The sequence below is a fragment of the Virgibacillus carmonensis genome, assembly GCF_057836705.1.
In genome coordinates this window covers 120,620-140,693 of record NZ_JBYQFJ010000001.1, presented here as the reverse complement: position 1 = coordinate 140,693, position 20,074 = coordinate 120,620, and the positions used below count along the sequence as shown (strand labels likewise).

The window sequence follows — 20,074 nt, the reverse complement described above, 5'->3', positions numbered from 1 at the left end:
TTCGATACATGCTATAAACCTTTTTGATAAAAATTCCTTAGTGGTTGTTGCAGAGGTAGATACCCTTCTTCAAATATCCGACTATACCTTTGATGATTGGTGCTGTTTGGATGAATTTCATAGCCCTCACTACAGGCGATATACGGTATGATTTCATTTTCATCTTTGTAAACGCCACACCCTAAACCAGCAGTTATCGCTGCCCCTAGCAAGGTTGCCTCTGATATGGAAGGAATCGTTAATGGGCAATTGGAAACATCTGCTTTAATTTGCATCCAATGCTTGTTCTTTGTTCCACCACCTACTGCTATCAATGTGGATAGTTTAGAAATTTCTAACGATTCAATTGTTCTTTTCATGTATTCAAACTCATAAGCAGTTCCTTCTAAAAGTCCCCTTACTAACTCAGCTTTACGATGGGTGGACTTCAACCCAATAAAAGCACCTTTCGCTTGAGGATCTGCTTGCGGTGATCCACTTCCAGATAAATATGGATAATACAAAATACCGGTCGGTTCATTTGGCGTGTCATCTAAAAGTGACCCTATCTCTTCATAGGATAATGGTTCATGAGAGAGTTGATTTCTTATCCATTCCACTGATCCCCCTGAAGATTGAATAGCTCCCATCCAAAACAAACGGTCGGGAAGTAAATGGAGCCCAAAGTTAAATCCTGATTCATAATCTTGTTCCGTTAGTTTTCTTTCCGGAAAGGAACCCACCAATGTTTCAGCAGTTCCAATCGAATCAGATACAATACCTGGTTTTACTGCCCCTACCGCCAGTGCAGCACAAACATGATCATGACCGGAAACAGTAACAGGAGTACCTTTTTTTAAACCAATATGCTTAAAATCATCGGAGTAGATCTCACCCATTTTCATCCCACTTGGCCTTGCTTCTGGAAACAATGACTGATGAAGACCAAAATGATGAATCCAAGGTATATCCCATTGTTTCTGATCAATTCGAAAAGCAAAAGTTCTGGCAGCAAGGGAAAAATCGGTACCAATTTCCCCAGTTAATTTGTATGCAATGAAATCAGAAGTCGATAACCATTTTGCATTTTTCAATTGATCAGGATTTTCTTGTTTTAACCATACTAACTTCGCTAATCCATGCTTATAGTTATTGCGTAGCCCAGTCTTTTTAAAGCGCTCGATTGGCTCCAATTCTTTCTCTATATCATTTGCAACATTCTCCGTTCTACGATCAAACCAAGGAATGACCTGAGAACGATATTCTCCCGTTTGAGGATCTAGTAACAAACCACTTTCAGCCATACTCGTTATCCCAATGGCCGCTATCGCGGGCTGTTGATTAGCTGTTACTTCATGAATTGCACACATAACCTTATTCCACATTTCGTTAGCCTTATAATAAGAGTGCCCTCGTTTATCTTTGTAAATTTGGTTTTGATAAATAGCTAAACGAACTAATTTCCCATCATATTCAAATAATCCGACTTTAATATGTGTGGTACCAATATCAATTCCTAGTAAACTCATTTAGTTAGTGATTCCTTCCAACGTTTGACGAACTCTTTCCATGCCTAATTCCGGACTCGATAAGAACTTATTCTGCAGTTCTTCAGGCAACGTACATACAACACGCGCCATAGATGCTTGCGCCAAAACGACCACATCTACTTTTTCTGCCATTTCCGATAATACCTTTGCTAAAGTAGCATCATGACCTTCCTTATCACCAGCCAGTAAAAGTTGATAGGATTCTTCTGCTACCTTCGAATGAAATTCCACTGTTTGATCAAGTTCAACGGCCTTTCTTTTTAACAGAGTCATCGTTGGATTTAATGTCGTAGCAAGCGTAGCAACTACCCCAATATTGTTACCGCTTTTTACCGCCTTTTCAGCCATCGGTTCATCTATTCGCACAATTGGTACTGTTACCTTTTCTTGTGCTTTGCCAACTATCTCCCCAACCGATGAACAAGCATTCAATATTACCGCAGCGCCTACTTGTTCAGCAAACTTCATATAGTGGATTAATCGGTCTTCAACCTCAGCAACATTTCCTCCATTTTCCTTGAGCTGAGGTAAGATGGAATCATCAACAAAATTTACGATGTCATATTCCGGAATTTTATCGTTTGCTAGTTTCTTTAAAGATTCAACCGTTAAAGGTGTGGTGTGTACAATTGCAATTTTGTTTTTCATAATATCCTCCTTTTCCATTTGCAACTACAGTGGTATTTTGTGGGTTATTGAACATTGTTGTTGTTTTTAACTAATTATGAAACAAAACTAACGACTCGTCAACATTTAAATTGATATTAGATAGGTAATTTACACGTTAATCAAGTAAATAACGTATCAAGTAAATAAAACTTTTTATTTAAAGATTGATGTAAAAAACGATATACTTACATAGATACATACTTATGTAACTTGTTATATTACATAACTTAAACGGTACAATTACATTTATTTGAAAAAACTTGATGTTCTTTTGCCCACTTTACACAATTATAGTTTATTATTGTGGTATTAGTTGGACTTTATATAAATGATTATGTTAAAGAAGGTAATAAATAAAAAAGAGAAATGAGGTTTATATATTGATTGCTGCTAAACGAAAAATTACTATTAAGGAATTATTATTAAAAAACAAAAGCGTAAAAGTTTCTGATCTTGTTAAACAATTTAACGTTTCTGAAGAGACAATCCGTCGTGATTTAAATCAGCTTGAACAAGAAGGATTTTTAGATAAAAATTACGGTGGCGCCATATTAATTGAAAAACAAGCCCCTAATCAGATTGTTTTACCTATCCATAAAAGGCACCAACAGTTTTATCAAGAAAAAGAATTGATAGGAAAAAGAGCTGCTGAACTAATAAGTGCAGAACAAACGTTAATTCTTGACGCCGGCACGACAACATGGCATGTAAGTAAACATATAGAAAAGAAAGAGAAATTAACAATTATCACGAACGCCATGAATATTGCTGAAGAATGTACTAGAAACGAATCTGCCTCCGTCTATCTTCTTGGTGGAAAACTAAGAAGAAATTCGTTGAGTACTGTCGGACCACAGGCAGAAGCTGAACTAAGAAAATACAATGCTAATTATGTTTTATTAGGTGCATCCGGAATTTCATTACGCCAGGGATTTACAAGTTCAGATTTATATGAAGCTGAAATGAAAAAAGCTATGGTGGCAGCAGGACAAAAAATAATTGTGCTTGCTGATCACAGTAAATTACAAAAAGCTGGCCTCACTTCATTTTGTCACTTTAATGATGTTGATATATTCATTACGAGTGATCAAGCAGATGAAGAAGTACTACACAATATTGAAAAGGCTGGTGTTGAGGTTATCGTAGTCTCTACAAAAGAAACAATAGGTGACTAGCAAATACTATTAACTGAACGAATGATTTAAATTGGACCTTATTTGAAGGATCTCAATTTATCATAAGTCGAACCTTTATATAATAGAGGCTCGACTTATATAAAGTCTACTCTATTAGATTTTTTTATGAAGGATATCCTTTAAAAAATCTAGTGAGCGTTGAACATCCTCTGTCATTGTTCTAGTTGGCTTAGTAGCTTCTGGATGCCATAATTCAAGTGCGATCCATCCGTTGTATCGATCCAATACTTTATTATTTAATAAGGATTTTATATCGATATCACCTTCGAGTAAGTCTTCATGTGGGACATTTCCTTTTTGGTTACGTAAATGGAAAGCATATACCCGACTAAAATACGTATTGACCCATTCAATGGGATTACAACCAGCGACATGGGCCCAACCAGAGTCTACGCATAATCCTACGTGTTCATCTGCATACTGGACAACTGACCGTAGATCTCCAAATGCATGGTGATGATCGGCAGCATGATTATGCATACACACCTTTAATCCCATTGGAGTTACAAGTTCAGATATACGAGATAGGTTCTCCCCCTGCAACTTAAAATCATCTTCTGATTTAGTAACTGGTTCTTTCCAATTTATCGGGTCCGCGTTTATGAGTAAATCAGTACCTTCTGTAGCAGCCAAACGTTCAGCAAATGGCATTACCGTATGTTCTATTTCCAATGTGTCAAAGGGCATGTGTAAGGGAAGGCCAACATAGGAAGCTGATACAGCCAACCCATTTTCACGGGCTAATTTAAGTTTTTCCGTATCTGGGTCAATCTCTACGGCATCTAGACCAGCTTTAGCACAAGCGTAAAATATTTCTCCCCAGTCAGGAGTTTTTCCATCCTTTTTCCAGCGTTCCGTCCAGCCGTACATATTCGTTGAAAAGCCACGTATGTTCAAGATAAATCCTCCAGTTATTTCATAATAATTGATTGTTTTTGTCCAGTTTCCACAACATCATAAAGTGCCTTCAGACAACGGAAATGGTTGAGCGCTCGTTGATTAACATTGGCGTGTGACTTTTTCCCTTTTACTTTTCGATAAAAGTGCAATAAGGGATTATCAAAAATGGTGTAAACACTTTCCATTTCGCTTTCTACTATTTCCTCAACCACCTTCCCCTGCTTATCGCAACGTAAAAAAACTGGTTGTTTTGAATCAAATGGCGTCCATCTAAGCGAACCATGTGTACCTTCAATCTCAGCTTTAATGAATTCCTCTCCATGGGTACACGAAGCACGTTCGTAATGTACATGAATTGGATGAGAATCACCACGATTAAATGTTAACAAGGAACCAATGTGAGTTTCCACATCAAATGGTGAAGTGGCTGGATCAATCCCCGTTATTGGCATAGCAGCCCAAGCAGCGGTTATGTCAATCACTTCCGGGTCCAATAAATCGGTTAACGTGACAAAGTCATACGGCCCCCAGTCCATTAGAATACCACCACCGCTTTTTGTTGAATCTAGAAACCACGGGCTTGTTGGCTGGTATTCAATTCCTGGTCGACTACGTTCCAATTTGTTAATAAAGGTTACATGATAAATATCTCCAAGGTTATCAGAACGAATAATTTTTTTAACCGTTTCCATATGTGGCATGCCCTTAAAACGTACACTGCAGCAGCCCAATAACCTTCCGTGTTCTTCAGCCAAATGTGTCATTTCTTCTGCTTCTGAAAGGTTCATAGCAAGCGGTTTCTCACATAAAACATGACGACCAGACTCAAGGGACAATTTTGTTAGTTCGAAGTGAGTAAAGGGAGGGGTGGCGACTATCACAATGTCATCCTCCAAAGCTTCCTCTGAGTTGAGCATTTCTTGCACATTTGTAAAAACAATTGCTTCAGGGTACTGTTTGTGAAATTCATTTATTACAGTTGGATTTGTATCTGCTACTCTTAGTTGAACTGATTCAGATATCTTCCCAGCAGCAACAGCATGCGTGTAAGCAATTACTCCTGCACCAATGATATAAAGTCTCATTTCGTCCACCTCACTTATACTTTCTATATATTTTTTATTCTTAACTTAAATCTACCATTTTCCATTAATGAAATTCCCAGAAACAATGCTTACTGATTTGTCTCGTAGACCTATTAAAATTCTAGTTCTATTTCCTGTCCTCTCACTTCAAATTCATATTTTATACTATTGGTTCCTGTTAATTCCAAGCTTCTTTGATCCGGTTGGCTCCCCCCTATATATACTTCAAACATGCCAGGTTCGAGTACACGTTTACCTTGTTCATTAATTAATGCCATATCTCTAGGAGAAAGTGTAAACGAAACTTCTGTTTGTTCTCCCGAAGCAAGGGATATATTCTTAAATCCTTTCAACTGCCATTTTGGAATTTCTTCGGAGGATTCCATATCTTTTACATACATTTGCACAGTTTCCTCTGAACTCCTTGTTCCTGTATTGTTTACTCTCACCTTAAATGAAATGTTTTCTTTCGACTTAATTATTGTCTTCTCTTGATCTACCTTTTCATACTCTATCGTCGTATAGCTTAAACCATAACCAAAAGGATACAAGGGATCATTTTTCATATAGCGGTATGTGCGGTTTTTCATCGAGTAATTTCTGAACTCAGGTAATTCCTCAGTACTTCTGTAAAAAGTAACAGGTAGTTTTCCAGATGGGCTGCAATCACCAAAAAGGAGTGAGCCAATTGCTCTGCCACCTTGAGACCCAGGGTACCATGCTTGGACAATTGCTGGGATATGTTCATCAGCCCAGTTCAATGCTATCGCACTTCCTGAAAGATGGACTAGCACTATTGGTACACCTGTTTGATAAATAGTTTCAAGCAATTCCTGTTGCAACCCTGGCAAATCTAAACTCAATTTATCTCCACTACCAAACGCATTTGATTCATGCATTTCTTCCCCTTCAATCGTCGCATCCAGCCCTAAACACATAACAACTACGTCAGCTCTTTCTGCAGCTGCTACAGCTTCGGCAAATCTATCTTTTGGTTGATCGAGTGCACTCTTTTTCTTTTGGTATAATTCACAGCCCTCAGCATAATATATTCTGGTTCCTTCTTGTGCACTTTCCCTGATGCCTTCCAAAACAGTTACATATTCCGATGCTGTTCCTTCATAATTTCCTACCAAAGCTGCTCTGCTGTCTGCATTAGGTCCAATTACAGCAATGTTTTTCACTTCATTTTTATTTAATGGAAGGGTGTTATTTTCATTTTTTAAAAGTACCATACTCTTCTTTGAAACTTCTAAAGCTAATTGATTATGTTTGGGACTATCAACCAACTCGTAAGGAATATTCGCAAATGGTACCTGTTCTGGGTCATCAAACATTCCAAGCTTCATCCTAGTCATCATCAATCTCGTTACTGTTTTATCCAAAGCATCTTCTGTGATTAACCCTTCATCATGAGCTTGTAGAAGGTATTTATACATCGAACCACAGTTTAAATCACATCCGTTGTTTAATCCATATGCAGCTGATTCTAGCTTCGAATTCGTTACGCCGTGACTTTCATGAAAATCAACGATAGCCCAGCAATCTGAAACAACGTGACCTTCAAATCCCCAATCATCTCTCAGGATATCCTGCAGTAATGTTTCACTTCCACAGCAAGGTTCACCATTGACACGGTTATAAGCACCCATAATGGACTCTACATTAGCATCTTTAACCGCATCCCTAAAAGCGGGCAGGTATGTTTCATATAAGTCCTTCTGGTTTACTTCTGCATTAAATTCGTGTCTTTCATCTTCGGGTCCACTATGAACAGCAAAGTGTTTCGCACATGCGGCAGCTTTCAAGTATGTTGGATCGTCTCCTTGTATTCCTTTGATGTAAGCAACACCAAGTCGTCCGGTTAGATAAGGATCTTCTCCATAGGTCTCATGTCCTCTTCCCCATCTTGGGTCTCTGAAAATATTTATATTAGGTGCCCAAAAAGTAAGGCCTTTATAGATCCCACGGTCATTTTTTCGAGCAAACTCGTGGTGCTTGGCTCGTCCTTCCGTTGATATAATATCAGCCACCTGATGAATAAGTTCATCGTTAAAAGTTGCAGCCATACCTATTGCTTGTGGAAACATGGTGGACACTCCAGCTCGTGCTACACCATGAAGGCTTTCATTCCACCAATTATAGGTAGGGATTCCTAACCTTGGGATTGCACAAGACTTATGAATCATTTGAGAAGCCTTTTCTTTCACCGACATCCTTGATACAAGATCCATTGCCCGTTCCTTATAGCTTAATTTTTCATTCCGATAAATGGGTACCTCTTGCATATTCACTACCTCCCGAAGAAATTAATAATTTAAAAAAGCATACTATTCATCTACTTTAATTTTAATGGAAGACCTAGTTACTTCATATGAACTATTTTGCTATATATATGAATTATTTTATCCTTACGTATAACACCAGTAATCATTTGCTTTATAATAGACATATACAATTCAACTAGAAATATGGTGATGGAATGAAAAATGAACTGCTGCTTTGCGAATACTCTTACCATAATGAAAGAAAACATTTTAATTGGCGAAGCGGATTAGACTATTACTTTGTTCGCTTGCAAACAGAGGGACGTTGTTCTGCACTAGTTAACGGAGAAATGGAAGAGGTTTTTCCAGGTGACTTATTGCTGCATAAGCCCGGCGATGCATGTGAATTGATTATCGACGAGCATACGGATCAGTCAGGAAAAAAATCCATTCACAGTGGTGATTATTACCTTATGTGCAAGGGTCCTTGGATGGATCAATGGTGGCAAAGAATGGAAAGATCGACCATCAAACATATCAACGATGAAAAAAAACTACTTGTCTTGTGGAAAGAAATCATTTTGGAAAAGCGACGTATTTATGAAAAGGATGAGGAACTACTTGATTATCTGCACCGATCTTTATGTCTATCAATTGATAATGCGACGAAGAATTATCATTCATTCAAAAATCAACCGACACTTCCTGTACTGACTATGAAAAGTTACATTGAAGAACATTCGAATGTGTCATTTAAAATAAAAGATGTAGCCGACCATGTTGGATTCAGTGTTTCACGTGCTTCCCATCTTTTTAAAGAAAACTTTGGAAAAACAATGATAGAATATGCAACAGAAATTCGTATGAATACAGCCGTCAAACTCATAAAATATAGCGATATGTCAATGGAACAAATAGCCGAATTATCTGGGTTTGGCAGCTATACTTACTTTCACAGAGTGTTCCGAAAAAAATATGGCATGTCACCTACTGATTTTTTTTCAAATGAACATTACTAACCACTTTAGCCAAGCACCAAAAAAAGAAAGAAGTAATCGCCATTTTCCATGGACAGTTACTTCTTTCTTTTAATCACAACCATATAATCAAACTCCTTGCTATGCATCTGTTGCACATCTAAATCCCATATTACCTGTAGAACTATCAATTGTGTTGGAACTTCTTGCTGCTACTCGATAGCGGTTGCAATAGGATTCGTGGCATAAATAAGATCCACCTTTAATTGTCTTTGTTTCACCATTGTTAGGCCCTACAGGATTTAGACTACCATATTTATCTGCATCCTTGGCAAACCAATCGGAGCACCATTCCCATACATTTCCTACCATATTATATAAACCATAACCATTTGATGGAAAGGATTGAGCTGGTGCTACCCCTACAAAGCCATCATCTTCCGTGTTCTTTGTCGGGAACTGTCCTTGCCAGATATTACATTGATAGCCACCCTTAGAGACTAACTCATCTCCCCATGGATATTTCTTTTGCTCTAATCCACCCCGAGCTGCAAACTCCCACTCCGCTTCTGTAGGTAATCTTTTTCCTGCCCAATTGCAAAATGCGGTAGCATCATTCCATGATACATGAATGACAGGAAGATTCATTCTGCTTTCAATCGATGAGCCGGGTCCCTCTGGTTGAAACCAATTGGCCCCCTCGACAGCGAACCACCATGGAGTATTAGATAATTGCCTTTCTCTAGCTTTCCATTTAAGGGGTAAGAAAAGATGAAATACAAATGACCAATCAAAATTCTCTGCATCTGTTTTATATCCTGTTTCTTCTACGAACGTCTTAAATTCTGCATTCGTCACAGTATACTTGTCGATATAGAACGGGTGAACCACAATTTTTCGAACAGGCCCTTCACCATCATTTGGAAATCCTTTCAAATCATCCGTTCCCATTAAAAATTCTCCACCTGAGAGATACACCATTTTGTCCGTTAGCTTTGATTCACTGCTAAAAGTTAAATGCGCCTGTTGGTTTCTATTTAACTCCATTGATTCAAATTCAGATCGACTTGAAGCACAACAAGAACGAGATTCATTGGTTCCTTTTGTCATTTTTTAACCTCTCTTATAATGTTAATAAACCATGCACTTTACATTAACTTTAGCCTTTAGCTGCCCCGCCCATAGTAAATCCTTTCGACATATGATTTTGAGCAAAGTAATAAAGAACGAAAGTCGGTAGCATATATAAAATTGAGTAGGCCGCCAACTGTCCATATGCCGCATATCCATATTGACCAAAAAATTGGTAGATCGTTACGGAAGCAGGTAATTTTTCAGGTGATTGCAGTAGAATGTACGGTACAAAGAAGTTCCCCCAACTTCCAATAAATACAAAGATACTAACCGTGAATATTCCTGGAATCATTAAAGGAGCGACCACTCTTCGTATCCCACCGAGAAGAGAAGCACCATCAATCCAAGCTGACTCTTCTAGTTCAACGGGGACACCATCTATAAAATTTTTCATAATCCAAATTCCAAATGGTAACTGAGAAGCAGTTAAAAAAAGTAATGTACCAATTAAGGAATCCTGTAAATTTAAAAATAAAAAAAGTTGGTAAACAGGAACCATAACTGCTGTTATTGGTAACGAAGTCATGAATAGTATTCCTACCATAAACTTTTGCTTGCTTTTTAATTGAAATCTTGACAGCGGATACGCCGCTAATATCGATAGAATCACTACTAATATAGTCTGACCACCAGATAATAAAAGGCCAATTAGAAAAGCCCTTTGATTCTCTGGGCTCGTAATCACAGAAGAATAATTGTCCAGTGTGAACTTTTCTGGAAGCTTTATTACCTGGGTCGCGTTCGCATCAAATGAAGCAAAGATAACCCATAAAAGCGGTACAATAAATAATAGTGCAATTATTGATAGAATTGCATAGGGAAGTATATGATGCATTTTATTCTTTTTCATTTTAAGTTTCCCCCAATTAATCATTTGTCTTTAACAGTCTAATATAAGCTAAACTAAATACTATTCCGATTAATAGTATTACAAGTGATATAGCTGTGCCATAACCCAATTGGTAATTTACAAATGCTTGTTCATACATATAAATCGGCAAAGTTGAAGTCGCTTTTGCAGGACCACCACCGGTCATCGTATAAATCAGCGTAAACACTCCGAGAGTCCCTAATGTAATGATAACCAGGTTGGTGAAAATTGTATTCTTAATCATCGGAATTGTAATTCTCCATAATCGTTGCCACCGACTTGCACCATCAATCATAGCCGCTTCTTCCACAGAATCTGGAATATTGTCTAACGCCGCTTGGAACATCAGCATGGAAAGTGCAGATCCTTGCCAAATGTTAGCAACAACTACAGAAGCCATGGGATAAGTGAATAACCAAGATATTGGTTCAACCCCGAAGTTTCCGAGAAATTGGTTAAGCGTCCCTCCATCATGTAAAAAGGATACAAATGTAAATGCAACAATAATTTCCGGAGTAACCCAACCGGCCATAACAGTTCCTCCGACAAATTTACGAAAGGTTTTGTTTTTACTCTTCATCAAAACAGCAAGTAAAAATCCAAGTACTTGTTGTCCTAAAATTCCAGAGAATAGTAGGAAAACCATGGTAGTAATTAAAGATATTTTAAAGCTTGGATCTTTAAACATATTGACAAAGTTCTGGAATCCGATAAACTCAACATGTTGTGCGGAAGCACCTGTTAAGGACATATTCGTAAAAGCGAAAATGAAGGTCATGATAACAGGACCAATAAAAAATATTAATAATAAAATTAGAGATGGTGATAAAAATAACAATGTTTTTCGCAAATTACTATTCTTTATAAATTTAGTTTGTTTAGGTTTTATAGTGTTTTCATTTAACATCATGCTGGACCCCCCAATTGGAAGAAATGAAGACCAAAACCTTTCGGAATTGGTCTGGTGGTTATTATTTAGTAATTACGTTATCTTCCTCAACAATACGGTTCAGGCCTGTTTCATATTTTTTCACTGCTTCTTCAGGAGTAGCACTATCTGACGCAACACTTTCAACTACCTCTTGAATAAATGTTGAGACTGCTGGATATTGATCTACAGCAGGTCGGAAATTTGTATACTTTAATATTTCTCCTGCTTCACGGTAGTTACTTACCGGTTGTTCTATATATTCTTCTTTTTGGGCAACATCTTTACGAACCGTCATGTCCCCAGTTTGTTTAACATATTCAAGTTGATGCTGTTCATCAACTGCCATCTTAATAAACGCTGCTGCCAGGTCCTCGTGCTGTGCATTTTTAGGTATTGACAATGCCCAGCCACCTGACATTGATGTATAACCTGGATCTTGACCTTTTTGAGTTGGAAATGGAATGAATGCCCAAGTTTCTAATGCTTCAGGCCAAGGCATTGCTCTACCTTCCCTCCAAGTAGCAGCAACCCAATTACCATCCATTACCATAGCAACTTCATTATTAGGCATTAAATTTTCTGCCAGAAGGTTCGCTACTTGGCTATTTGAGGCTACACTTAAACTTGGTCCAAGGTCATTTTCAAAAACAGAATCAATAAATCCAAAAGTGTCTTTTAATGCTTTAGGATCTACAACCCATTTACCTGTTTCAAAATCATATAGACTGGATCCGGTACCGCTATATAATACTTGGAAAGTTCTCATAGAAGTTGCTTCACCTGTTGCTTTTGTTGCATAGGTGAACAAAGGTATAACATCGTTTGTTTTATCCTTGATAACTTCAGCGGCATGTAAAACTTCTTCCCATGACTTAGGTTCAAATGGTACTGAGAGACCAGCATCCTTAAATAACTCTTTGTTATACCATAAACCTTGGACATCTGTACTAAATGGCACTCCATACACTTTTCCATCTTCTGCAGTAACACCCTGCTTTATTTTTTCCTCAAATTTGTCCCAGTCTTCCCAGCCGTTAACTACCTCATCCATTGGTTGAAGATAGCCCGCATTAACATCCGAATTTATGATAAATGTATCTTCAACAGCCACATCCGGAGAAGTCTCAGGTGACTTCATCATCATTGCCTGTTTTGTGGTAACGTCACCTTGAAGAGGAATCAATTTGACATCAACCTTTTTATTTTCACTTTCGAAATCCTTTTCTAAACCTTTAAACCAGTCCTCCCACCATGTTGGATAGGTAACCGTCAATTCTTGTTTACCACTATTGTCTGCTGAAGACTGTTCGGACGAATCACTACAACCTATTACGCCAACAAAAGTAGTGGCAGCCATACCTGCAAGTAATAATCTTTTTAACATTAGTATTCCTCCTTAATTTTTCTTCTTTATTAGACATTGAATACGCTTTCATTATAGTGAGATAGCTCTAAATCTCAGATGTAATCCCAGCATGATAGAATTTGGTGCTCTCACGAACAACTAATCGATAAGGGACTAAGTTTTCCATAGCTTGTACTGGTTTTTCTTGTATCTGATCAATTAATAGTCTGATGGCAGTAGTACCAATATCAATTGGATTTTGTTTAATTGTAGTTAGTCTTGGTTTGAATAGTGAAGCTAAATCAATATCATCAAAACCCATAACCGATATATCCTCAGGAATCCGGTAACCATGTTCTTGTAAATAATTCACTGCACCTAATGCCTGTTGATCCGAACAGGAAAAGATCGCTGTAGGCTTATCATTTTGGGATATTATTTGGCTGGCAGCATAGTATCCGCTTTCAATGGTATGAAACTTCCTTGTTTGCCAAGCAGGATTAATTGGTAAACCTGCTTCAATTAGAGCCTTTTTATATCCTTGTAAACGATTTTCACCAGTCGCAAGGTCTGATTCCGGCCCACCCATTATGGCAATTCTTTTATGATTTTGGTTAATGAGATACCTAGTAGCTTCATAGGAAGCCTTAATATTATCAATCGTTACATACGGATACTTTTCCTGTTGATCTACTTTTTGACCTACAAATACGGTTGGAACTGACGTTTTTTCAAAAAAAGATTTATGAAGATTAGTAAATTCCGTAACCGAAAAGATAATTCCATCCAGTTGTCTTTCTTCAAAAATATTTAAGTAGTCTATTTCTTTCTTCATATCGTTATTAGAAGTACCTAACAAAATATCGTACCCATAAGTTTGCGCTAGTTCTTCAATTCCTTCAATTAGCATCGAGAAAAAATTGTTTGATATTCTGGGAATTAGAACACCAATCAGTTTTGTCTTCTTGTTTACTAAACCTCTGGCTACTAAATTGGGTTTGAAACCAGTTTCTTCTACAATAGCAGTTACCCGTTTCTTAAGATCATCACTTACATACTTACTATTATTTAATACTCTTGAAACAGTTGACACAGATACATTTGCTAGTACTGCTATCTCCTTAATTGAAGTTTTTATATTACCTCCCCCTATTCAAGTTTATTAAGTAAGTTATTATATGAAACCGTTTTCCTGGAAAAGTAAAAAAAAGAGATAAAATTGCATGAAAGATTTTCAATTCCCATTGAATCTACTATATTGCTAGGTTATTTTCCATAAATCGGGAAAACGTTTTCCTGGTTCTTAATTATACTTTCTTTTCTGTATGTAGTCAATAGAATATCTAATTATTTAGAATATCACCAATTTTCATCATTTATTCTTATGAAAATGCTCTAAGAAACCAAACTACTATTCAAAACACAACCTCGCCGCTCCAATAACACCAGCATCCTGATCTAACTTAGCTGGAACAACCTCAGTTTCACGTCCTGTAGGATTTAAAGCATATTGACTGACATAAGCTTGAACGGATTTAAATAATAGACCTCCTACTTTTGACACTCCACCCCCAATTACAATTCTGTCAGGGTCTAGCGTATTTATTACAGATACACATGCTACACCCAATACGCGAAATACTCGCTCAATAAAATCAACAATCAATGGATTTCCTTTGTTATAAAGGGCAAAAATTTCTTTTGTCGATAAATCTTCCCCCATAATTTCAGAACCGCGCTTTGCGATGGCGGTACCTGAGGCAATCGATTCCAGACAGCCATACTGCCCGCAAACACATTGTCCAAATGATGGATCAACCACTGTGTGCCCAATGTCCCCTGCATTCCCTCTATCGCCTCTGAGCAGTTTTCCATCAACGATAATTCCTGCCCCAACTCCAGTACTTATCGTTATATAGGTAAAATTATCACTCTCTTGACCAGCACCGACCCATTTTTCTGCTAGAGCCGCAGCGTTGGCATCATTTTCTAACGTAACAGGAATGGATAGCGACTCCTCAACTAACTTTCTAATTGGGATATTAATCCAATTCGTTAAATTTGGTGGGCATGTAATAATACCTCTCTTGCTGTCTAAAGGTCCAGGTGCACCAATCCCAATACCCACTAGTTGTTCTTTAGGGACCCTAGATTGATTGATCAAATTTATAATTTCTAAATTAATTCTTTCTATCAATGCTTCGGGCGTAATAGTTAGATCTGTCGGAATAATAGATTCATGAACGATAGTTCCACCTTGATTTACTACTGCCAAAGCTACTTTTGTACCACCTATGTCTACACCTATGGAATAGTGCATCTTATCCCCCCTATGCATGCGAAACAATAAACTCCGCATTCCCAGACAACTCATATTCCTTTACCGTATAAGGCAAAATAAAATTACTTCCTTTTTCTATAGTAAAAGTATTCCCGTCAACTGTTATATCTGCTTCACCCTCTATCACACTGACTTGCAGGAAATCATTTTCTAATCGCTGATTAACCTTGCCATTCAGCTGCCAATGATAGACAGTGAAATAGTTTTCTTTTACTAACTTTTTAGCAGTCAATCCTTCATTCGTTTTTACCTGTTGGGCCACGTTTACTGACTGGTGTGGAACAGTAGTCACTTGTTTCGCATGTTCTAGATGTAATTCTCTTGTTTCGCCTTTGGTATCAACCCTATCATAATCATATACGCGGTATGTTATATCAGAGCTTTGCTGTGTTTCTAAAATAACGATCCCTTTACCTATTGCGTGAATTGTACCACTTGGAACGTAAATAAAGTCCCCTGCTTGTACGTTTACACGTTGCAATAATGCACTCCAGTCCCCGCTGTCCATCCTATTCTCCAACTCATCCCGTGAACTGGCATGATGTCCTAAAATAATTTCCGCATCAGGATCTGCACTAAGCACATACCAGCATTCTGTTTTACCATAGGCTTGATGCTCCACTTCACTCGCGAACTGATCATCTGGGTGCACCTGTACAGACAGATCTGCATCAGCATCAAGAATTTTGACTAATAAAGGATAATCTTCCATATTAGTAGACGCTTTATTGAATAACTCCCCATTTTCTTTCCAAATGTCTGCTAACGTTTTTCCTTCCAGTGGACCATTGGTTATACGATTAGGGCCATTTGGGTGTGCGGATATCACCCATGCTTCACCAGTAGTTTCAGACGTGATCGTATAATTAAAATCTGTTTGTAGTTTTTTCCCGCCCCATATTCTTTCTTGAAAAACGGGTTGTAAAAAAATTGGTTCCTTGTACATCATGTATGCCTCCATCTAGATTAATATAGTGTCATTCTACCTGTTTTTTGCCATTTATTCATATTTTACGACTTTCTGTATTACATGAATAAGCTGCTTAGTAGCATTATACAAATAAGATTCTCCGTTATCCATGCACTGCTCCAAAGTTCTTGGGCCGGGAACAATTGAAAAGCAGCCTGCAAAAACAGCGTTCAGTTTATCTGCATTTCCACCCAGACTTCCTGATAAAAGAATGGTCGGTTTGCCATACGCTGCTGCTAGCTCTGCCACATAGCCTGGTGCTTTGCCGTATAAGGTTTGCTCATCACTCTGTCCCTCACCAGTTATTACCAGATCAGCTAACTTAATAGCTTCCCCAAGTTTAATGGCGTCTGCGACAAGTTTTGCTCCAGACTGTAACTTAGCTCCGATTGCCAGCAAGGCAAAACCTAGACCACCAGCCGCGCCAGCTCCCTTAACAGTTGCGAGCGAATGATTACATGCTTCCTCCATTAACCGCCCGTACCTACTTAATGCACGATCATATACTTGCAGTTGATCATGCGTCGCCCCTTTTTGCGGCCCATACACATACGTGGCACCGTTTGATCCTGTTAATGGATTGTCAACATCACAAGCAACTTGGATAGTAACTTCCATTAGCCGCGGGTCCAAACCACTGAAATCGACCGCTTCAATGTCCAATAGGTCTCTGCCAAATATACCTACATGTTGACCATTGGCATTGAGCGCTTTCATCCCTAATGCCTGTAGCATTCCTAGACCACCATCATTTGTCGAGCTACCACCAAGACCAATAATCAAATGCTTATTCCCTCTGTCTAATGCACATAGAATTGCTTCCCCTATTCCATATGTTGTTGTGGAATCAGGGTTTCTTTGACCAGAAGGCACTAACGGTAATCCCGCAATAGTTGCACATTCAATTACAGCAGTTTGATTTTCAATTTCTGCAAAATAGCTCTCTGAGACTTCACCTAATGGCCCATGGCAAAAAAGGGGAACGCTCTTACTGGCAGTTGCCTTTAATAATGCTTCCAATGTACCTTCCCCTCCATCGGCCATTGGTTTGAGTATTGCTTCAATACTTGGATTAATAGAGGTTATCGCTTCAGCCATCTTTTCGGAAGCTCGTATCGAGTTAATGCTTCCTTTAAATGAATCTGGTGCTAATACAACTTTCATGAATCTTCCCCCAACTAAATGATTAATAGATTAAAAGCCAGAGATATTACTCTCTGGCCGCTAGTTTCTATCTTTTTATGGAAATCGTTTGTGATTGGTTTACTTTTAATGGAATATGGATGGTACCTTGATTATGAGCCAGCTTTTCCTGTGGAACCTCATTTAAATTGGTTTGACAAGCTTCTTTCACGTCACCCTCAATGTGGTAACTAGCCTCAACTGCTTTATCGGATGGGTTAAACACCCTAAGGACTAACGCGTTTTCCTGTTCGGATTTCTTTAACGTACTTAGAACAGCCGCAGAGCTTTCCTCTTTTAAAAGCTGATAGGAAAGAGGAGTCTCAATCCCTGAAGCATTTAACTTCATCGCATTATAAGGAATCTTGTTGTATGCATGCACAGGTGTTAGATATTCGTTGGCTGTCTTAGCCACATTTGCATCCAGTGTATTTCCCTTATGTGAAACCAATGCGAAATCCAGGTTAAGCTTTCCAAGCATTTGCGAGTCTGGGGTAGGAAGCTTAATTCCTGAAGGTCTGCCTGGCCTGCGCAGCATATCGCCCTTACCTAAATGACCGATGCTTCGGAATAAAGTTAAGGCAATTGTATCATACTGTTCGCCAACAATTTCATATTCCCGTGTACTATTTGTAAGCACACTTATACCATACTCTTCACTTGATAACCCGACATAGTTCAACATAGGGTAGATAGCATCCGGGCGCTCATTCCAATTATCCTTCTCCCATACATCCATCGCTGAGTCGTAGACATTTCTTTTAATATGTCCAAACTGGTTGTCAGCAACGGAGAAAATTGAACTTAGTCCTGTTGGAATATACGCACGCAAGCGATGATCTTTTGCAAAATTGTCCAACTCGCACGAAACGTCAATGATCGGTTTGTGGTTTGGAATAAATAGACTAAACCTGACATCTACATGACTAGTCTCTTCTCCAGACTTTCTCTCCTCGATGTTTCCAGGCACGGATAACGTGTAACAGATATCAATATTAGCTGCATAATCGTTTTGTTTAAGTGAAACAGTTGCCACCACATCGTTACTGAAGATAAGATCTTCGTTTTCTAAAGGTGAATAATCGTATTCATCTCCGTCATCGCCACCGTTTTCTAAAAGAAGTACTTGGTCAAATGACTTTTTGACCTGTTTATCCCAAATCTTTAATGTCCCATTTTCGTTAACGGAAACGGTATAATAATCCGTTTCAATGGTTTGCTTATCCTGATAACTATTCCCCACGGCATCTTCAACCTCTTTGACAAAATAAGTTCGATACCCCATGGATGGCAGTGCTTCTTTAAGCTGGATTTTATACTTAATAAATGGCTCATAATTTCCATAATGGACGATTTGTCTATCAATCAGGCCCGGATCGATCTCCTCAGCTTGAAGAATCTCAAAACTGATCGATTCTCCCGCTTCATTTTCTAATGAAAATGCATTGTATTTCGAAATAATCTCGGTCGTTACGACTTCTTCCCGATTATAAGGAAGGAAGTTAAACAACGTTAAGCGGTCCATGTCATTATTTGCTTCCATCGAATCCACTATCTGCCGCTTATAAAATTCGATAAGCTGATCCGTTTTCTCTTCTGCCAAAAATAATCGGTTTGCTATTTCCCGGTGAACTTTATCAGAACAACAGCAACCGATACTGTCATGCGCATGATTTTTCATTATTTCTTTCCAAATCAATTCTATTAAACCATGATGATACTCGAAACTTAAATCGTAGGCCATGGAAGCTAATGGTTCTAGTATATTCGTGATTTTGTTTTCAACACGTGTGTTTGCTGCTTTAATATCCATCCGAGTGGAATAAATGCTTCGATGAACACGCATATATTTACCGTCCAAGAATTCACCATTCAACGTAGCCAAGTTCGCTTGCTGTTCGATTTCAGCAAACACGTTCTCAAATTTACTTAGGAAAAATTCACGATCCGGATACAACTCGCCAAGCTTTTCGATAACTTCATAGATATCCTTTTGGATCGGCATCTGGTCATGACCGTTCGGAAGTATCGTATGATCCGTCGTAGCTCCACGGTCAAGTACAGGGAAGTACTTCTCCATCCGCTGCTTTAAGGCAGATTCATCTTGTGGTAAATATTTACCGATAGCATAACCGAGTGGAAGCAGTTGAACAAGAACCTTTGATCCATCATTCGACTCCCAGTAAAATTCCGTTTTATCCGTACCATGCCGTTCAGATGTACCACGCCAGAAAATGGTGTATTTAATATCAAAACCATTTAAAATATGCGGCATTTGAGCGGATTGTCCAAAGGAGTCAGGAAGATAGCCAATCATCATTGGACTACCAAACTCCTTGCTATCCTTGATTCCATACAATAAATTCCGTACGATTGATTCGCCGCCTACAACCATTTCATCTGTTTGCGTATACCATGGACCTATGATGAGCTTGCCTGCTTGAACAAGCTTCTTAACGCGCCCCTTTGCTTCAGGTTTCACAGCGAAATAGTCCTCTAAAATGGAGGTCTGTCCATCAAGTACATAATAAGGATAGTCAGGATCATTTTCTAGACGATCCATGATTTCTTCCATATTGTTAACAAGTAAAATACGTGATTCCTCTGTAGTAAAGTACCATTCACGATCCCAATGCATATGTGGTACGATGTGTACCTGCTTCATACGTATCCCTAC

General features: G+C 38.4%; 16 protein-coding genes. 2 read left to right on the top strand and 14 right to left on the bottom strand.

Features of this window, described 5'->3' with window-relative positions; all coding sequences use genetic code 11:
• Positions 1–11 precede the first annotated feature (11 nt).
• Together AC3G7N_RS00625 and AC3G7N_RS00620 are read right to left on the bottom strand one after the other, a co-directional pair.
• Positions 12–1,508 (bottom strand): FGGY-family carbohydrate kinase, encoded by a 1,497-nt coding sequence (locus AC3G7N_RS00625; RefSeq protein ID WP_489420195.1) that lies wholly within the window; start codon positions 1,506–1,508, stop codon positions 12–14.
• Positions 1,509–2,177, bottom strand: a complete 669-nt coding sequence (locus AC3G7N_RS00620; RefSeq protein WP_489420194.1) for an aspartate/glutamate racemase family protein — start codon at positions 2,175–2,177, stop codon at positions 1,509–1,511. It abuts the gene before it with no gap.
• Between the two features lie 401 nt (positions 2,178–2,578).
• On the opposite strand from AC3G7N_RS00620, the gene AC3G7N_RS00615 reads away from it, so the two are divergent.
• Positions 2,579–3,373, top strand: coding sequence for a DeoR/GlpR family DNA-binding transcription regulator (locus tag AC3G7N_RS00615; protein WP_489420193.1), 795 nt, complete (start codon positions 2,579–2,581; stop codon positions 3,371–3,373).
• A gap of 114 nt (positions 3,374–3,487) precedes the next feature.
• Here the strand turns inward: AC3G7N_RS00615 and AC3G7N_RS00610 are convergent, their stop codons facing one another.
• The 3 genes from AC3G7N_RS00610 to AC3G7N_RS00600 form a co-directional block, all read right to left on the bottom strand.
• Positions 3,488–4,291, bottom strand: a complete 804-nt coding sequence (locus AC3G7N_RS00610) for a sugar phosphate isomerase/epimerase family protein (protein ID WP_489420192.1) — start codon at positions 4,289–4,291, stop codon at positions 3,488–3,490.
• Positions 4,292–4,305: 14 nt separating this feature from the next.
• Positions 4,306–5,379, bottom strand: coding sequence for a Gfo/Idh/MocA family protein (locus tag AC3G7N_RS00605; RefSeq protein WP_489420191.1), 1,074 nt, complete (start codon positions 5,377–5,379; stop codon positions 4,306–4,308).
• A gap of 113 nt (positions 5,380–5,492) precedes the next feature.
• Entirely contained in the window at positions 5,493–7,667 is a 2,175-nt protein-coding gene (locus AC3G7N_RS00600) for a glycoside hydrolase family 3 C-terminal domain-containing protein (protein ID WP_489420190.1), read from the bottom strand.
• 194 nt (positions 7,668–7,861) lie between these two features.
• On the opposite strand from AC3G7N_RS00600, the gene AC3G7N_RS00595 reads away from it, so the two are divergent.
• Positions 7,862–8,665 (top strand): AraC family transcriptional regulator, encoded by an 804-nt coding sequence (locus AC3G7N_RS00595; protein ID WP_489420189.1) that lies wholly within the window; start codon positions 7,862–7,864, stop codon positions 8,663–8,665.
• Positions 8,666–8,764: 99 nt separating this feature from the next.
• Here AC3G7N_RS00595 and AC3G7N_RS00590 read toward each other — a convergent pair whose 3' ends face one another.
• The 9 genes from AC3G7N_RS00590 to mngB all read right to left on the bottom strand — a co-directional run bounded on the left by AC3G7N_RS00590 (position 8,765) and on the right by mngB (position 20,062).
• Positions 8,765–9,733: a formylglycine-generating enzyme family protein gene (locus AC3G7N_RS00590; protein ID WP_489420188.1), complete on the bottom strand. Its 969-nt coding sequence runs from the start codon at positions 9,731–9,733 to the stop codon at positions 8,765–8,767.
• Between the two features lie 49 nt (positions 9,734–9,782).
• Positions 9,783–10,607, bottom strand: coding sequence for a carbohydrate ABC transporter permease (locus AC3G7N_RS00585; protein WP_489420187.1), 825 nt, complete (start codon positions 10,605–10,607; stop codon positions 9,783–9,785).
• A gap of 16 nt (positions 10,608–10,623) precedes the next feature.
• Positions 10,624–11,538, bottom strand: coding sequence for a carbohydrate ABC transporter permease (locus tag AC3G7N_RS00580; RefSeq protein WP_489420186.1), 915 nt, complete (start codon positions 11,536–11,538; stop codon positions 10,624–10,626).
• Positions 11,539–11,599: 61 nt separating this feature from the next.
• Positions 11,600–12,943, bottom strand: a complete 1,344-nt coding sequence (locus AC3G7N_RS00575; RefSeq protein WP_489420185.1) for an extracellular solute-binding protein — start codon at positions 12,941–12,943, stop codon at positions 11,600–11,602.
• A 67-nt stretch (positions 12,944–13,010) separates the two neighbouring features.
• Positions 13,011–14,021 (bottom strand): LacI family DNA-binding transcriptional regulator, encoded by a 1,011-nt coding sequence (locus tag AC3G7N_RS00570; RefSeq protein ID WP_489420324.1) that lies wholly within the window; start codon positions 14,019–14,021, stop codon positions 13,011–13,013.
• Between the two features lie 294 nt (positions 14,022–14,315).
• Complete coding sequence (locus AC3G7N_RS00565; RefSeq protein WP_489420184.1) at positions 14,316–15,224, bottom strand: ROK family protein; 909 nt, start codon at positions 15,222–15,224, stop codon at positions 14,316–14,318.
• A 10-nt stretch (positions 15,225–15,234) separates the two neighbouring features.
• Complete coding sequence (gene manA, locus AC3G7N_RS00560) at positions 15,235–16,191, bottom strand: mannose-6-phosphate isomerase, class I (protein WP_489420183.1); 957 nt, start codon at positions 16,189–16,191, stop codon at positions 15,235–15,237.
• A gap of 54 nt (positions 16,192–16,245) precedes the next feature.
• Complete coding sequence (locus tag AC3G7N_RS00555) at positions 16,246–17,379, bottom strand: glycerate kinase (RefSeq protein WP_489420182.1); 1,134 nt, start codon at positions 17,377–17,379, stop codon at positions 16,246–16,248.
• A gap of 67 nt (positions 17,380–17,446) precedes the next feature.
• Positions 17,447–20,062 carry a mannosylglycerate hydrolase gene (gene mngB / locus AC3G7N_RS00550; protein ID WP_489420181.1) on the bottom strand — a complete coding sequence of 872 codons (2,616 nt, stop codon included), beginning with the start codon at positions 20,060–20,062 and terminating at the stop codon, positions 17,447–17,449.
• Positions 20,063–20,074: the final 12 nt, after the last annotated feature.

Coding starts and splice junctions, on each gene's coding strand:
- AC3G7N_RS00625 (WP_489420195.1), bottom strand. CDS start 1,508: ATGAGTTTACTAGGAATTGATATTGGTACCACACATATTAAAGTCGGA.
- AC3G7N_RS00620 (WP_489420194.1), bottom strand. CDS start 2,177: ATGAAAAACAAAATTGCAATTGTACACACCACACCTTTAACGGTTGAA.
- AC3G7N_RS00605 (WP_489420191.1), bottom strand. CDS start 5,379: ATGAGACTTTATATCATTGGTGCAGGAGTAATTGCTTACACGCATGCT.
- AC3G7N_RS00600 (WP_489420190.1), bottom strand. CDS start 7,667: ATGCAAGAGGTACCCATTTATCGGAATGAAAAATTAAGCTATAAGGAA.
- AC3G7N_RS00595 (WP_489420189.1), top strand. CDS start 7,862: ATGAAAAATGAACTGCTGCTTTGCGAATACTCTTACCATAATGAAAGA.
- AC3G7N_RS00590 (WP_489420188.1), bottom strand. CDS start 9,733: ATGACAAAAGGAACCAATGAATCTCGTTCTTGTTGTGCTTCAAGTCGA.
- AC3G7N_RS00585 (WP_489420187.1), bottom strand. CDS start 10,607: ATGAAAAAGAATAAAATGCATCATATACTTCCCTATGCAATTCTATCA.
- AC3G7N_RS00580 (WP_489420186.1), bottom strand. CDS start 11,538: ATGATGTTAAATGAAAACACTATAAAACCTAAACAAACTAAATTTATA.
- AC3G7N_RS00575 (WP_489420185.1), bottom strand. CDS start 12,943: ATGTTAAAAAGATTATTACTTGCAGGTATGGCTGCCACTACTTTTGTT.
- AC3G7N_RS00565 (WP_489420184.1), bottom strand. CDS start 15,224: ATGCACTATTCCATAGGTGTAGACATAGGTGGTACAAAAGTAGCTTTG.
- manA (WP_489420183.1), bottom strand. CDS start 16,191: ATGTACAAGGAACCAATTTTTTTACAACCCGTTTTTCAAGAAAGAATA.
- AC3G7N_RS00555 (WP_489420182.1), bottom strand. CDS start 17,379: ATGAAAGTTGTATTAGCACCAGATTCATTTAAAGGAAGCATTAACTCG.
- mngB (WP_489420181.1), bottom strand. CDS start 20,062: ATGAAGCAGGTACACATCGTACCACATATGCATTGGGATCGTGAATGG.